General features: G+C 61.8%; 10 protein-coding genes. 8 read left to right on the forward strand and 2 right to left on the reverse strand.

The features are described from left to right. Window positions 1–11: 11 nt before the first annotated feature. From LOY69_RS25885 to LOY69_RS25895, 3 genes are all read left to right on the forward strand, one after another. On the forward strand, window positions 12–1,865 hold the full coding sequence (locus tag LOY69_RS25885; protein WP_265073780.1) for a DUF4105 domain-containing protein: 1,854 nt from the start codon (window positions 12–14) through the stop codon (window positions 1,863–1,865). Window positions 1,866–1,964: 99 nt separating this feature from the next. After that, window positions 1,965–2,321, forward strand: a complete 357-nt coding sequence (locus LOY69_RS25890) for a hypothetical protein (protein WP_265073781.1) — start codon at window positions 1,965–1,967, stop codon at window positions 2,319–2,321. A 72-nt stretch (window positions 2,322–2,393) separates the two neighbouring features. Continuing rightward, a complete protein-coding gene (locus LOY69_RS25895; protein ID WP_102882266.1) occupies window positions 2,394–2,885 on the forward strand; it encodes a GreA/GreB family elongation factor in 492 nt (163 codons plus the stop codon). 6 nt (window positions 2,886–2,891) lie between these two features. Here the strand turns inward: LOY69_RS25895 and gdhA are convergent, their stop codons facing one another. Both gdhA and ettA read right to left on the reverse strand, forming a co-directional pair. Further along, entirely contained in the window at window positions 2,892–4,229 is a 1,338-nt protein-coding gene (gene gdhA, locus LOY69_RS25900) for an NADP-specific glutamate dehydrogenase (protein ID WP_102882267.1), read from the reverse strand. A 322-nt stretch (window positions 4,230–4,551) separates the two neighbouring features. Next, the gene (gene ettA, locus LOY69_RS25905; protein WP_092309880.1) at window positions 4,552–6,216 is read right to left on the reverse strand and encodes an energy-dependent translational throttle protein EttA; all 1,665 of its coding nucleotides are present in this window, start codon (window positions 6,214–6,216) and stop codon (window positions 4,552–4,554) included. Between the two features lie 282 nt (window positions 6,217–6,498). On the opposite strand from ettA, the gene LOY69_RS25910 reads away from it, so the two are divergent. From LOY69_RS25910 to LOY69_RS25930, 5 genes are all read left to right on the forward strand, one after another. After that, window positions 6,499–10,347 (forward strand): bifunctional diguanylate cyclase/phosphodiesterase, encoded by a 3,849-nt coding sequence (locus tag LOY69_RS25910; protein WP_102882268.1) that lies wholly within the window; start codon window positions 6,499–6,501, stop codon window positions 10,345–10,347. 178 nt (window positions 10,348–10,525) lie between these two features. Then, entirely contained in the window at window positions 10,526–11,779 is a 1,254-nt protein-coding gene (gene glyA / locus LOY69_RS25915) for a serine hydroxymethyltransferase (RefSeq protein WP_102882269.1), read from the forward strand. Between the two features lie 339 nt (window positions 11,780–12,118). Continuing rightward, window positions 12,119–13,432 carry a C4-dicarboxylate transporter DctA gene (locus tag LOY69_RS25920; protein WP_102882270.1) on the forward strand — a complete coding sequence of 438 codons (1,314 nt, stop codon included), beginning with the start codon at window positions 12,119–12,121 and terminating at the stop codon, window positions 13,430–13,432. Between the two features lie 79 nt (window positions 13,433–13,511). Beyond that, window positions 13,512–14,225 (forward strand): FadR/GntR family transcriptional regulator, encoded by a 714-nt coding sequence (locus tag LOY69_RS25925; RefSeq protein WP_102882271.1) that lies wholly within the window; start codon window positions 13,512–13,514, stop codon window positions 14,223–14,225. A 37-nt stretch (window positions 14,226–14,262) separates the two neighbouring features. After that, window positions 14,263–14,970 carry a GntR family transcriptional regulator gene (locus LOY69_RS25930; protein ID WP_102865430.1) on the forward strand — a complete coding sequence of 236 codons (708 nt, stop codon included), beginning with the start codon at window positions 14,263–14,265 and terminating at the stop codon, window positions 14,968–14,970. Window positions 14,971–14,987 lie beyond the last annotated feature (17 nt).

Consider the following 14,987-nt stretch of genomic DNA (forward strand, 5'->3'; position numbering starts at 1 on the left):
AGTTGCCCACCATGCTCAAACGCCTTGCCTACCTGGCGCTCTTTGTCTGCGCCCCGCTGTATGCCGCGCCCCACATCGATCCCCAACGTTTGCAGCAACTGGCCAATGACCCGTTCTGGATTTCCATCGGACACTATGAAACCGCCAAGCTGGGCGGCTGGCGCAGTTATGTCAGTGATCCGAAGTTCTTCCTCGCAACCGATGGCGCCCACCATCCTGACGCCGAGCTGAGCGCGACGCTGAACGCCCTCTACGCTGCCCCCGACGCCGGTGACCGGCATGCGCAGTGCGTCTATCCGTCCCGCACCCGCTGGCTCAAGGCACAACTGAGGCTGAATGACTTGCCCCAAGTCGAGTGCACCGAATTCAAACAATGGTTCAAGGATGTCTCGCCCCACAGCACCGTGATGATTTTCCCTGCGGCCTACCTCAACAGCCCCTCCTCGATGTTCGGCCATACCTTGCTACGCATCGACCAGGCCGACGTACAAAGCAACAACACGGCCCTGCTCAGCTACGCGATCAACTTCGGTGCCTATATCGAAGGTTCGGACAACAGCATCCTCTACGCGTGGAAAGGCCTGATGGGCGGCTACCCCGGACTGTTTGCCCTGGTGCCCTACCAGGAGAAGCTTTCGGAGTACCGCAGCCTGGAAAACCGCGACCTGTGGGAGTACCGCCTGAACCTGACGCCAGTTGAAACCGAGCGCATGGTGGAGCACGTCTGGGAGCTCAAGCAGATCAAGTTCGACTACTTCTTCTTCGATGAGAACTGCTCCTACCGCCTGCTGGAGTTGCTACAAGTCGCCAGGCCCAGCCTACGCCTGACCGGACAATTCCCCTTGACCGCCATTCCCACCGACACGGTGAAGGCGGTCAAGGACGCCGGGCTGGTGGAGCGCATCGACTATCGCCCGTCCCGGGAGCGGGAGCTGCTCAGCCGCGCCCAGCCCCTGAGCCACGACGAACAGCAATGGGTGCTCAAGGTCAGCGCCGATCAGAAACAACTGCAAGGCGCCGAGTTCAAGGCCCTGCCGCGGGCTCGCCAGGCCTTGATCGTCGACGCCGCCTACCGCCTTGAGCGTTACCGGGCCAACGGGCTGGAGCGCGATACCGAGCGTTCCCAGCGCAGCTTCGAACTGTTGCGGGCAATCAACCAGAACCCCGCGCCGGAACTGCAGATCGAACGCCCTGGCCTGCCGGAAGATGGTCACCAGTCCCGTACCTGGCAACTGGGGCTCGGAACCCGGGACGACAAGGCCTTTGCCGAATACGGCCTGCGCATGGCCTACCACGACCTCAATGACAACGCCGAGGGTTTCCCATTAGGGGCGCAGATCGAAATCCTGCAGATGAAACTGCGCCAGTACGAAGGCAACCGCTGGCAGTTGCAACAACTGGACCTGGCGACCATCCGCTCCCTGACTCCACGCAACGAACTGCTGCAACCCTGGTCCTGGCAGGTCACTGGCGGCCTGGAGCGGGTGCCTGGCAAGCACGACGATGAAACCCTGGTCAGCCACGTCAACGGCGGCGCCGGCGGTACCTGGCAGTTGGGCGAGGACACCCTGGGTTTTGTCCTGGGTACCGTGCGGGTAGAACACAACGCCGACTTCGCCGGGTTTATCGCCCCGGCGGCAGGCTTCAACTCCGGGCTGCTGTGGAAGAACCCACTGGGCAACTTCAGCCTCGAAGCCAAGGGCGACTACTTCACCAACGGCGAAGTCCGCCGCAGCCTGAGCCTCAACCAGCAATGGGAGCTGTCCCGCAACCTGGGCCTGCGCCTGAGCGCGCAGCGCGAGTTCAGCCAATTGGCTAGCCCGGTCAACGAAGTCATGCTCGAACTCAAGTGGTATCACTATTAAGAACAGCTGCAAGCCTCAAGTTGCCAGCGACAAGGTTTTCACGCGTCGCCGACAATCGCCCTTCTAGACTTCACTCAGGTGAAGCCTGGGAGTGACTCGATGTGGCGTTATGGTTGGGCAGTGCTGGCACTGGCACTGATCGGTGGTTGTGAGTCGAACCACGAGTATTTGCTCAAGCAAGGCTATCCGCCGGCCTTCGTCGACGGCTTCGACGCTGGCTGCGTCAGCGGCCGTCAGGCGGCAGGATCGATCAGCGGTGAATATCGCAAGGACGTTCCGCGCTACCTCAAGGACCCGCAGTATGCCGAGGGCTGGAGCGATGGTTTCCGCCAGTGCCAGGGCATGCTGGAGAACCAGGAGCGCAATGAGTACCGGGAACGTCACTGGGACGAACGGGAACGTGCCTGGCAGCAGGAGAAGGACCGTGACGCGGCTCGGACTTATCGCTCGCAGTAAGTCGTTTTTAGCTAACCGCCCGGGTCAAAAGCCTGCAACCATGGTCCATCGCTCCCTTTAAGGAGAACAACCATGAGCCGCGCTTTCGTCAATGAAGATCTGGCCGCAGCCCAGGTCGAGCAACCCGTGGAACGTCAGATCAGCACCCTGCCCAACTACGTCACGCCCCTGGGTTTTGCCGAGTTGCAGGCCAAGGTGGCAGAACTGCACAGCCAGCACTCGGCACAAACCGACTTGGGGGACGCCGCAGACCAGCAGCAGGTGGCGGAACTGGAGCGGGACCTGCGCTATTTCTCGTCACGCCTGCACAGCGCCCAGGTGGTCAATGCAAGCACCTGCGACAAGGTGCAGATCGGCAGCCGCGTGACCTTTGCCGATGAACAGGATCAGCAGCAGAGCGTGCAGTTGGTCGGTGAGGATCAGGCCGATGCCGCCAGAGGCCTGATCAATTGGGCCTCGCCCCTGGGCCGTGCCCTGATGGGGGCACAACCCGGTGACGAAGTCCTGTGGCAACGGCCGGCTGGGGATCAGTTGATCGAAATCATCCGAATCGAACTGGCCTGAGACGGCTCAGACCACGCCCTGGGCCAGCATGGCATCGGCAACCTTGACGAAGCCGGCGATGTTCGCCCCTTTGACGTAGTTGATCCGACCGTTCTCTTCGCCGTAGTGCACGCAGGCATGGTGGATCGACTGCATGATGGCGTGCAGCTTGCTGTCCACTTCACCGGCAGTCCAGAGCAGGCGCATGGCGTTCTGCGACATCTCCAGCCCGCTCACCGCCACTCCGCCGGCATTGGATGCCTTGCCCGGGGCGAACAGGATGTCGGCCTCGATAAAGATATCCACAGCCTCCAGAGTGGTCGGCATGTTGGCGCCTTCGGCGACGCAGATGCAGCCGTTGCGCAGCAGGGTACGCGCAGCCTCGGCATCCAGTTCGTTCTGTGTGGCGCATGGCAGGGCGATATTGCAGGGCAAGTCCCATGGGGTTTTCCCGGCGCGGAACTCCAGGCCGAATTGAGTCGCCAGTTCGCTGATGCGTCCACGCTTGACGTTCTTCAGTTCCAGCACCGCCAGCCATTGTTCTTCGCTCAGGCCGGACTCGCAGTACAGGGTGCCTTCGGAGTCCGACAGGGAGATCACCTTGCCGCCCAAGTCCATGACCTTGCGGGCCGCGTATTGCGCCACGTTACCGGAACCGGAAATCGCCACTCGCTGACCTTCAACCCGGGCACCACGACGCTTGAGCATTTCTTCGGCGAAGTACACACAACCGAACCCCGTGGCTTCCGGACGGATCAGGCTGCCGCCGTAGCTGATGCCCTTGCCGGTGAATACCGAGGTGAACTGGTTGCTCAAGCGCTTGTACTGACCGAACAGGAAGCCAATTTCCCGGGCTCCGACGCCGATATCGCCCGCAGGCACGTCAACATCGGCACCGATATGCCGGTACAGCTCGGTCATGAAGGCTTGGCAGAAGCGCATCACTTCAGCATCGCTCTTGCCTTTGGGATTGAAGTCGGAGCCACCCTTGCCGCCGCCCATGGGCAGGGACGTCAGGGAGTTCTTGAAGGTCTGCTCGAAGGCGAGGAATTTCAGCACGCCCATGTTGACCGACGGATGGAAGCGCAAGCCGCCCTTGTAGGGACCGATGGCGCTGTTCATCTGGATGCGGAAACCGCGATTGACCCGGACCTTGCCCTGATCGTCGACCCAGGACACGCGAAACACCACAGTGCGTTCCGGTTCGCAGATTCGCTCGAGAATACCGGAGCTCAGATAGTGCGGATTGGCCTCGAGAAATGGCCAAAGGCTGCGCAGGACCTCTTCCACCGCCTGATGAAACTCAGGTTGGTCCGGATCGCGCTTTTTCAGGCGGGCGAGGAAATCTTCGACGGATTCGATCATGGGAAGTCTCGGCAAATTTATTGTCGTTAAGGGGAGATTTGCCCGGGACTTTATCAATTCAACTCGCACCGCGACAGCGCAAAATGTCGCAGATATGAATTTAAATGGTGCATTAGATATAAATGACGACGATTTACAGGGATTTTGTGCACGGATTTGGTGGCACAAATTGCATGGCCTGCACGTTTTTGGGGAGTCGCAGAAAACCCTTCACCGGTCAGCCGACGCCTACCGCAACGGCAGTATTTTTGTAGGCGCCGGCTTACCGGCGAACAAAAAAAACGGAGCCCGAAGGCTCCGTTTGTTTCAAGCAGCGAGCCGATCAGGCCAGCTTCTTGTGCCGCACACGGTGCGGTTGCGCTGCGGCTTCGCCCAGGCGCTTCTTGCGATCGGCTTCGTACTCGGTGTAGTTGCCTTCGAAGAACACCGCTTGCGAATCGTCTTCGTACGCCAGGATGTGAGTGGCCACCCGGTCCAGGAACCACCGATCGTGGGAAATCACGATGGCGGCGCCCGGGAAGTCCAGCAGGGCCTCTTCCAGGGAACGCAAGGTTTCGACGTCGAGGTCGTTGGACGGTTCGTCGAGCAGCAGGACGTTGCCGCCCTCTTTCAGGGTCAGGGCCAGGTGCAGACGGCCACGCTCACCACCGGACAGGTCCTTGACGAACTTCTGCTGGTCGCCACCCTTGAAGTTGAAGCGACCGACGTAGGTACGCGACGGGATCTCGTAGTTACCAATGCGGATCTGGTCGGAACCGTCGGAAATCTGCTGGAACACGGTCTTGCTGCCGTCCAGGTCCTCACGGCTCTGATCCACGCAGGCAAGCTGCACGGTCTCACCGATCTCGATGCTTCCCGAATCCGGGGTTTCCTTGCCCATGAGCATGCGGAACAGGGTCGATTTACCGGCACCGTTACCACCGATCACGCCGACAATGGCGCCTTTGGGCATGGAGAACGACAGGTTGTCGATCAGCACGCGATCGCCGTAGCCCTTGGTGACGTTCTTGAACTCGATGACCTTGTCACCCAGGCGCGGACCGGCCGGGATATAGATCTCGTTGGTTTCGCTGCGCTTCTGGAATTCCTGGGACTGCATTTCCTCGAAGCGTTGCAGACGAGCCTTGGATTTCGACTGGCGGGCCTTGGCGCCTTTGCGCACCCACTCCAGCTCTTCCTTCATGGCCTTTTCATGGGCCGACTGCTGTTTGGATTCCTGGGCCAGACGCGCAGACTTGGCTTCCAGCCAACCCGAATAGTTGCCCTCGTAAGGAATACCGGCGCCGCGGTCGAGTTCGAGAATCCAACCGGCGACGTTGTCCAGGAAGTAACGGTCGTGCGTAATCGCGACCACGGTGCCTGGGAAGTCGTGGAGGAAGTGTTCCAGCCAGGCCACGGAATCGGCATCCAGGTGGTTGGTTGGCTCGTCGAGCAGCAGCATGTCGGGGGCGGACAGCAGCAGGCGGCACAGGGCCACACGACGCTTTTCACCACCGGACAGGTGCTCGACCTTGGCGTCCCAGGCCGGCAGGCGCAGGGCGTCGGCGGCCACTTCCAGCTGGCGCTCCAGGTTATGACCGTCGCTGGCTTGCAGGATGGCTTCCAGCTTGGCCTGCTCGGCGGCCAGCTTGTCGAAATCGGCATCCGGCTCGGCGTAGGCGGCGTAGACTTCGTCCAGGCGTGCCTGGGCGTCCTTGATCACGCTCACCGCTTCCTCGACCACTTCACGCACAGTCTTGGTTGGATCCAGTTGTGGTTCCTGAGGCAGGTAGCCGATATTCAGGTCCGGCATCGGACGGGCTTCACCTTCGAACTCGGTATCGACGCCGGCCATGATTTTCAGCAGCGTGGACTTACCCGAACCGTTGAGGCCCAGTACGCCGATCTTGGCGCCAGGGAAAAAAGACAGGGAGATGTTTTTCAGGATTTCCCGCTTCGGCGGAACAACTTTGCCCAGCCGATGCATGGTGAAGACGTATTGAGCCATGGTGAACCTAGCGTCAGTGACAGATGAATAGAACGGGCCGGGCCCGGGCCAGGCCATGCGCGGCACCGGCATTGACCATGATCAATACCGACGGGCGGAAAAAGCCTGATTGTTTGGAGCTGGAACGCTCCCGCGTAACCGGCAAAACTACCTCAATGCACGATCCAGGTCCAGCCAAGCGGGACTGGCACTTTGCCACAACTCAAGGCATGCTAGCCGCCCTTCGGGCGTCCGGCTTATAGTGCACGTCGCGCCAGCCCAGCCAAACCGCAGGATCACAGCTTGTCCAACGTCATTTCGCCACAGCCCGCGCGCGCTAAAGCCTCCGCGTCGGCCCTTCCTTTGCGGGGCACACTCAAAGGCGCACTGGCGACGCTGGTGCTATTGCTCCTGGCCCTGTTGTTCTGGCAACTGCTCGATCAACTGCAGCAAACCCGCAAGGACCAGCGCCAGCACGCCATCGACTACAGCGCCGATCTGGCCGACCACCTGAGCCTGAACCTGGCGCTCAATGCCCAGATCGCCCTCAATCTGCTACCGACCGTCGAAGCCCCCCAAGACAGCCAGCAACAACAGCAATTGCTGCAAAAGCTCAAGCGCTCCCTGCCGGACGTCCGCAGTTTCGCCCTGCTGGACAGCCAGGGGCAGATCCTCAGCGACAGCGCCACCGACAGTCAGGATGCTCTCTGGCTCGCCGAACTGGTCCAGCGCAGCCGTTCCCAGCGCTATTACTACAGCAATCCTGCCGACGGTTCAGTGGTGCATGTCTTGCTGCACCAGGCCAGTGGCTCGACTCGCAGTTTCTGGATACTGCGCATGTCCCCCAGTTTCCTGCAGACCCTGGTGCGGCAAAGCGAGGAAAGTTTCAAGCCGACCTGGGTGATCGAGAATCGCCTGAGCCGACAGGTGATCAAGCGCGACGAACGCAGCGCCCCGACCCCAGGCATGCTGGACCCCGACGAGATGGCCAGCAGTGTGCTGCTGGTGCCTTTGAACAATAGCGACTGGCAGCTGCGCGGGCTGTTCGACCAACGGGCGGTGATCGAGGAACTGCTGCCGGCCTTTATCGGCAAGTGCCTGCTGGGCCTGGCGTTCTCCCTGCTGCCGGTGATTGCCCTGCTCAACATGCGTCGGCGCCAACGCCAGCTCCACGAGGGCCGGCGACGCTATCAGGATATTTTCGAGGGCACAGGGGTCGCCCTCTGCGTCCTGGATATCTCCGGGCTCCCGGACCTGCTCGGCCAACACCATTTACACAACAGCGAGCAGCTCAAGCGCTGGCAATCCAGCCATCCGGACCACCGTCGCCAGTTGCTGAAAGAATTGCGCATCACCGAAGTCAATCAGGTGGCGCTGCGCCTGCTCAATGTCGAATCCAGCGACCAGGCCTGGCAGCTACTGATCGAAGGCTGCCCGAAGAACGGCAACGCCATCGGCGGCCAGTTACTGGAAGCCGTGGTCAACCAGCAGAAACAGTTGGAACTGGAGATCAAGCTCAGCGACGCCCAGGGCAATGACCAGCATCTATGGCTGGTGCTGCGCCTGCCGGAAGCGACTGAGGATTACAGCGCCGTGATCCTCAGCATCAGCGACATCACCAGCCGCAAGCTGATCGAGCTGTCGCTGCTGGAGCGCGAAGGTTTCTGGTCGGACGTGGTGCGCACCGTGCCCGATCACCTGTATGTGCAAGACGTGATCAGCCAACGGATGATCTTCAGCAACCACCACCTGGGCCAGACCCTCGGCTACAACAAGACCGAACTGCACCAGATGGGCGAGTACTTCTGGGAAATCCTCCTGCACCCGGAAGACGCCGACCTCTATCACCGCCTGCGCCAGGAACAGCGCCACTCGGCCTACGCCCAGCTCCTGCAATGCCAACTGCGCTTTCGCCACCGCAGCGGCCAGTGGCGGCGCTTCGAGATCCGCGAACAGGCCCTGGCCCGGGATCGCTACGACCAGGTGACGCGAATCATCGGCGTGGCCAAGGACATCACCGACCAGATCGAGGCCAGCGAGTCGCTGCGTGACAGCGAACAGCGCTACCGCATGCTCGCCGAAAGCATCAGCGACGTGATCTTCTCCACTGACAACAAGCTGTCGCTGAACTACGTCAGCCCCTCGGTGCATGCGGTGCTCGGCTACGACGTGGAGTGGATCTTCCAGAATGGCTGGCAGTCCACCATCGCCAACCCACAGCAACTGGCCGGCATCTACACCCTGATGGACCGGGTCAGCAAGGCCCTGGACAAACCCGAGCAACTGGCGCAGTTGCGCAGCCAGGTGCAGACCCAGCTGTTCCTGTTCGACTGCCTGCGAGCCGATGGGCGCAAGATCCCCATCGAACTGCGCCTGGTCCTGGTGTGGGACGAACACGGCGCCTTCGAGGGCGTGCTCGGGGTTGGCCGCGATATCAGCCAGCAACGCCGGGCGGAAAAAGACCTGCGCATGGCGGCCACGGTATTCGAGCACTCGACCTCGGCGATCCTGATCACCGACCCCGCCGGCTACATCGTCCAGGCCAACGAAGCCTTCAGCCGGGTCAGCGGCTACGCGGTGTCCCAGGTGCTTGACCAGTTGCCGAACATGCTCACCGTCGACGACCAGCAGGAAGCCCACCTGCGCTATGTGCTCAAGCAGTTGCACCAGCACAGCAGTTGGGAAGGCGAAGTCTGGCTCAAGCGCCGCAATGGCGAGCACTACCCGGCCTGGGTCGGCATCACTGCGGTGCTCGACGATGAAGGCGACCTGGCCAGCTACGTATGCTTCTTCAGCGACATCAGCGAGCGCAAGGCCAGTGAACAGCGGATTCACCGCCTGGCCTACTACGACGCCCTGACCCACCTGCCCAACCGCACCCTGTTCCAGGACCGTCTGCACACCGCGCTGCAATCGGCGGAGCGGCAGAAGTCCTGGGTGGTGCTGATGTTCCTCGATCTGGACCGTTTCAAGCCGATCAACGACTCCCTGGGCCACGCGGCGGGCGATCGCATGCTCAAGGAAATGGCCACCCGCCTGTTGGGTTGCGTCGACGATGACGACACCGTGGCGCGCATGGGTGGCGACGAATTCACCCTGCTCCTGCAACCGCGCGCCAGCCGCGAGATCGCCCTGAACCGGGCCATCAATGTGGCCGAGAAGATCCTCGCCAGCCTGGTCAAGCCCTTCGTCCTCGAAGGTCGGGAGTTCTTCGTCACCGCCAGTATCGGCATCGCCCTGAGCCCTCAGGACGGCAAAGAACTGAGCCAGCTGATGAAGAACGCCGACACCGCGATGTACCACGCCAAGGAGCGCGGCAAGAACAACTTCCAGTTCTACCAGGCCGACATGAACGCCAGTGCCCTGGAGCGCCTGGAGCTGGAAAGCGACCTGCGCCACGCCCTGGAACAGGAAGAGTTCGTGCTCTATTACCAGCCGCAGTTCAGCGGCGACGGCAAACGCCTGACCGGTGCCGAGGCGCTGCTGCGCTGGCGTCATCCGCGCCGCGGGCTGGTGCCGCCGGGCGACTTCATTCCGGTCCTGGAAGAACTGGGCCTGGTGGTGGATGTGGGCGACTGGGTAATCAGCGAAGCCTGCCGCCAGCTCAAGTCCTGGCACCAGGCCAAGGTGCGGGTGCCGAAGGTCTCGGTGAACATTTCCGCGCGGCAGTTCTCCGACGGCCAACTGGGCATGCGCATCGCCACCATCCTCAAGGACACCGGCCTGCCGCCGGCGTGCCTGGAGCTGGAGCTCACCGAAAGTATCCTGATGCGCGAAGTCAGCGAGGCGATGCAGATTCTCGACGGCCTGAAGAATCTAGGCCTGAGCATCGCGGTGGACGACTTCGGCACCGGCTATTCATCGCTGAACTACCTCAAGCAGTTCCCCATCGACGTGCTGAAGATCGACCGCACCTTCGTCGACGGCCTGCCGTCCGGCGAGCAGGATGCGCAGATCGCCCGTGCCATTATCGCCATGGCCCACAGCCTGAACCTGGCGGTAATCGCCGAGGGCGTGGAAACCCACGAGCAGCTGGAGTTCCTGCGCGAACACGGCTGCGACGAGGTCCAGGGCTACCTGTTCGGCCGGCCGATGCCAGCCAACCGCTTCGAAGCGCAGTTCAGCAACGACGCCCTGTTCATGTTCGACTAGAAGCGGTGGCAAGCTTCAAGCGACCAGCGGCAAGAAAGCATGGCGGTTTTCTGCTTGCGGCTTGCTGCTCGTCACTTGAACGCTGCTTCTATGCGACATGATGTCCTTTCATATGCCATCTAAAACCCATTGGGTTAGAATGCCTCCCCTTTCTGCCCCCCGATCCTTGAGGACCGCCATGTTCAGCCGTGATTTGACTATTGCCAAGTACGACGCCGATCTCTTTGCCGCCATGGAGCAAGAAGCTCAGCGTCAGGAAGAGCACATTGAGCTGATCGCTTCGGAAAACTACACCAGCCCAGCGGTGATGGAAGCTCAAGGCTCGGTACTGACCAACAAATACGCCGAAGGCTACCCAGGCAAGCGCTACTACGGCGGTTGCGAATACGTCGACGTGGTTGAGCAACTGGCCATTGATCGCGCCAAGGAGCTGTTCGGCGCCGACTACGCCAACGTCCAGCCACACGCCGGCTCCCAAGCCAACGCAGCGGTCTACCTGGCCCTGCTGCAAGGCGGCGACACCATCCTGGGCATGAGCCTGGCCCACGGTGGTCACCTGACCCACGGTGCTGCCGTTTCCTCCTCCGGTAAGCTGTACAACGCTGTTCAGTACGGCATCGACGCCAACGGCCTGATCGACTACGACGAAGTCGAGCGCCTGGCCGTCGAGCACAAGCCGAAAATGATCGTGGCCGGTTTCTCCGCCTACTCGCAGATCCTCGACTTCCCGCGTTTCCGCGAAATCGCTGACAAGGTCGGTGCCTACCTGTTCGTCGACATGGCCCACGTGGCCGGTCTGGTCGCCGCTGGCGTCTACCCGAACCCAGTGCCATTCGCCGACGTGGTCACCACCACCACCCACAAGACCCTGCGCGGTCCACGTGGCGGCCTGATCCTGGCTCGCGCCAACGCCGACATCGAGAAGAAGCTGAACTCCGCGGTATTCCCGGGCGCCCAGGGTGGCCCGCTGGAGCACGTGATCGCCGCTAAAGCGATCTGCTTCAAGGAAGCGCTGCAGCCTGAGTTCAAGGCCTACCAGGAACAAGTGGTGAAGAACGCCCAAGCCATGGCCGAAGTGTTCATCGCCCGCGGTTTCGACGTGGTTTCCGGTGGTACCAAGAACCACCTGTTCCTGCTGTCGCTGATCAAGCAGGACATCTCCGGTAAAGACGCCGACGCCGCTCTGGGCAAAGCGTTCATCACCGTGAACAAGAACTCCGTGCCTAACGATCCACGTTCCCCGTTCGTCACCTCCGGCCTGCGCTTCGGTACTCCGGCTGTGACCACCCGTGGCTTCAAGGAAGCCGAGTGCAAGGAACTGGCCGGCTGGATCTGCGACATCCTGGCGGACCTGAACAACGAAGCGGTGATCGACGCCGTGCGTGAGAAGGTCAAGGCCATCTGCAAGAAGCTGCCGGTGTACGGCGCTTAATCAGCCCGCAGACCGCAACAGAAAAAGCCCGGCCCAGCGCCGGGCTTTTTTGTGCCTGGATAGCCGCCGCACCAGGCGCTGAAAAGAGCCTGCGAGGTCTTGCGAACGCAAGATACTCGGCGATCGCAGCCTACGGCAGCGGCTACAGTGGCCAGGGGAGGAAAAACCACTGGTCAGACCGGTAAAGCCAATTTTCGTTCAGCATCTTGTAAACCCATAAAACCCGAGCGTAGACTGCGCCTGCACTGGACATACCGGTAAGACCACAATAATTAAGTCCTCCATCCGCTGCGCCCCCCCCGCGCACGGCAGACAGGACACCGACCAGGATTCCTCCCCATGCTCAGATGGTGCTCGCGTTCGATTTTCCTCCAGGTTGTGCTCGGACTGATGCTCGGCATCGTGTGCGGACTCACCCTCCCCGAATACTCCTCACAACTCAAACCACTGGGCGACGGCTTCATCAAGCTGATCAAGATGCTCATCGGCCTGATCGTGTTCTGCGTGGTGGTCAGCGGCATCTCCGGCGCCGGCGACCTGAAGAAGGTCGGCCGCATCGGCCTCAAATCAGTGATCTACTTCGAAATACTCACCACCATCGCCCTAGTGATCGGCCTGGTCATGGCCTTCAGCACCGGCATCGGCAGCGGCGCCAATATTCACCTGGAGCAGCTGTCCACCGCCGACATGGGCGATATCGCCCAGCGCGGCCAGCACATGCACACCACCACCCAGTTCCTGATGGACCTGATCCCCACATCGGTGATCGGTGCCTTTGCCGAGAACAATATCCTCCAGGTGCTGCTGTTCTCGGTGCTGTTCGGCAGTGCCCTGAACCTGGTAGGCGAAGCCGCCTCGGGCATCTCCCGGCTGATCAATGAACTGAGCCACGTGATCTTCCGCATCATGGGCATGATCGTGCGCCTGGCGCCCATCGGCGTGTTCGGCGCCATCGCCTTCACCACCAGCAAATACGGTCTGGATTCGCTGCAGCACCTGGGCAGCCTGGTGGGCCTGTTCTACCTGACCTGCGTCGCCTTCGTCGCGCTGATCCTCGGCCTGGTCATGCGCCTGTCGGGCCTGCGCATGCTGCCCTTCCTCAAATACCTGCGCGAAGAGTTGCTGATCGTTCTCGGCACCGCCTCCTCCGACGCCGTCCTGCCGCAGATCATGCGCAAGCTGGAGCACCTGGGCATTGGCAGCTCCACCGTGGGCCTGGTGATTCCCACCGGCTACTCGTTCAACCTGGATGGTTTCTCCATTTACCTGACCCTGGCCATCGTCTTCATCGCCAACGCCACCGGCACGCCGTTGTCCATGTCGGACCTGTTGACCATCCTCCTGGTGTCGCTGATTACCTCCAAGGGCGCCCATGGCATTCCCGGTTCGGCCCTGGTGATCCTGGCGGCGACCCTGACCGCGATCCCGGCAATTCCGGTGGTGGGCCTGGTGCTGGTGCTGGCAGTGGACTGGTTCATGGGCATCGGTCGCGCCCTGACCAACCTCATCGGCAACTGCGTGGCCACCGTGGCCATCGCCCGCTGGGAAAAGGACATCGACGTGCAACGGGCCAACAAGGTGCTCAGTGGTCAACAGGGCTATACCTTCCAGGCGCGAAAACCGGTGGCCGGTGCCCACCAGCAGGAATTTTGATCCAACCTTGTGCCTGCCGACGGCAGGCACAACAATCAGCGCGGCAACAGCGCGCTACCGATAGCTCATGGAGTCAACAGTGATCAGCTCGTCAACGGTTGTGAATTCAGTGGTAGAAAAGCTCCGGGCGGCCCTTGCCCGAGGCCAGTGGCGCTCCGGCGACATGCTGCCCGGGCAACGTGAATTGGCCGAGCAACTGGGCATCAGCCGCCCCAGCCTGCGTGAAGCGGTGATCGTCCTGGAAACCCTGGGCCTGGTGCGCTCCATGCCTGGCAAGGGCGTGGTGGTGCTGGATGCGCCCCAGGGCGAAGCCCAGGGTGCCGAGCGCAGCGTGGCCGGCGCCAGCCTCGAGGACGTGCTGCAACTGCGCTACACCCTGGAGCCCTTCATCGTCGGGCTGGTGGCGCAATCCATCAGCAGCAAGGAAGTCGGCCAGCTGCGCCTGACCCTGATGGACATGCGCGAAGCCCTGGAGGCCAATGACAGCGAAGCCGGGGTCAATGCCTACATCGCCTTCCACGAGGAACTGTTCACCCTGACCAGCAACCCGATCTTCCAGAACGTGGTGCAACAGACCAGCAATGCCCTCAAGCAAAGTGCGCAGATCCTGCGCAATTCGCCGGAGCACCTGGCCGAACGCCTGGAAGAAAATGAAGCCGTGGTGCGGGCGATCCGCAACAAGAACAGCGCCCTGGCCAGCGCCGAGATGCGTCGGCACATCCTCCAGGAAGGCCAGCGCATGGGCATCGAACTGAATATTCCGGACGATCACCTGGGCTCCAACGCCCTGTAATCAACCCCCGAGTCAGCAACTGGACTGGAGACAGGCCATGGTCAGCTACGCCCTGAAAAACAACCCCTTCACCCTGGTGGCCAGCCTGCCTCGGCGTCAGTGCGGCGAAAAAAAACTGCTGGTCGATGATGTCTATCCGCAGATCTTCGACGCCATTCTCGAGCAGCGCATCGCCCCCGGCAGCCGCTTCACCGAAGACAGCCTCGGGCAGGCCTTCGGCGTCAGCCGCAGCATCATCCGCCAGGTTCTGGCGCGCTTGTCCCACCAGCAAGTGGTGATCCTGCGGCCCAATTACCGCCCCCAGGTCGCGGCTCCTGACCTGGAACAGACCCGGCAGATCCTGCACGCCCGGCGCCTGACGGAAATCACCCTGGTGCGCCTGGCCTGCCAGCAACCCCGACGCCAGTTGCAGTCCCTGCGACAGTTGATCGCCCGGGAACGTGAAGCCATTGAGCGCGACCAACGCGGCCCGGCCATTCGCCTGTCCGGGGAGTTCCACCTGCAACTGGCTGAAGTGGCCGGCAACGCCCCACTGGCGCAGTTTCTCGGCAGCCTGGTGCCGCTGACCTCCCTGGCCATCGCCCAGTTTGAAGGCCGCGCCCGCCACTGCTGCGCCTGGCAAGAGCACGCGACGATCATCGATGCGCTACAGGCGGCTGATGTAGAAAAGGCCGAAGCCCTGATGAACCGCCACCTGGATCACCTGGAACAACGCCTGCTCGGCACGGCTCCCGCCGACCTGTAGGAGTCGGCTGGCCAGCG

Source organism: Pseudomonas sp. B21-059 (genome assembly GCF_026016285.1).
In the GTDB taxonomy this organism is placed as follows: Bacteria; Pseudomonadota; Gammaproteobacteria; order Pseudomonadales; family Pseudomonadaceae; genus Aquipseudomonas; species Aquipseudomonas danubii.

Coding starts and splice junctions, on each gene's coding strand:
- glyA (WP_102882269.1), top strand. CDS start 10,526: ATGTTCAGCCGTGATTTGACTATTGCCAAGTACGACGCCGATCTCTTT.
- LOY69_RS25930 (WP_102865430.1), top strand. CDS start 14,263: ATGGTCAGCTACGCCCTGAAAAACAACCCCTTCACCCTGGTGGCCAGC.
- LOY69_RS25890 (WP_265073781.1), top strand. CDS start 1,965: ATGTGGCGTTATGGTTGGGCAGTGCTGGCACTGGCACTGATCGGTGGT.
- LOY69_RS25885 (WP_265073780.1), top strand. CDS start 12: ATGCTCAAACGCCTTGCCTACCTGGCGCTCTTTGTCTGCGCCCCGCTG.
- gdhA (WP_102882267.1), bottom strand. CDS start 4,229: ATGATCGAATCCGTCGAAGATTTCCTCGCCCGCCTGAAAAAGCGCGAT.
- LOY69_RS25895 (WP_102882266.1), top strand. CDS start 2,394: ATGAGCCGCGCTTTCGTCAATGAAGATCTGGCCGCAGCCCAGGTCGAG.
- LOY69_RS25920 (WP_102882270.1), top strand. CDS start 12,119: ATGCTCAGATGGTGCTCGCGTTCGATTTTCCTCCAGGTTGTGCTCGGA.
- ettA (WP_092309880.1), bottom strand. CDS start 6,216: ATGGCTCAATACGTCTTCACCATGCATCGGCTGGGCAAAGTTGTTCCG.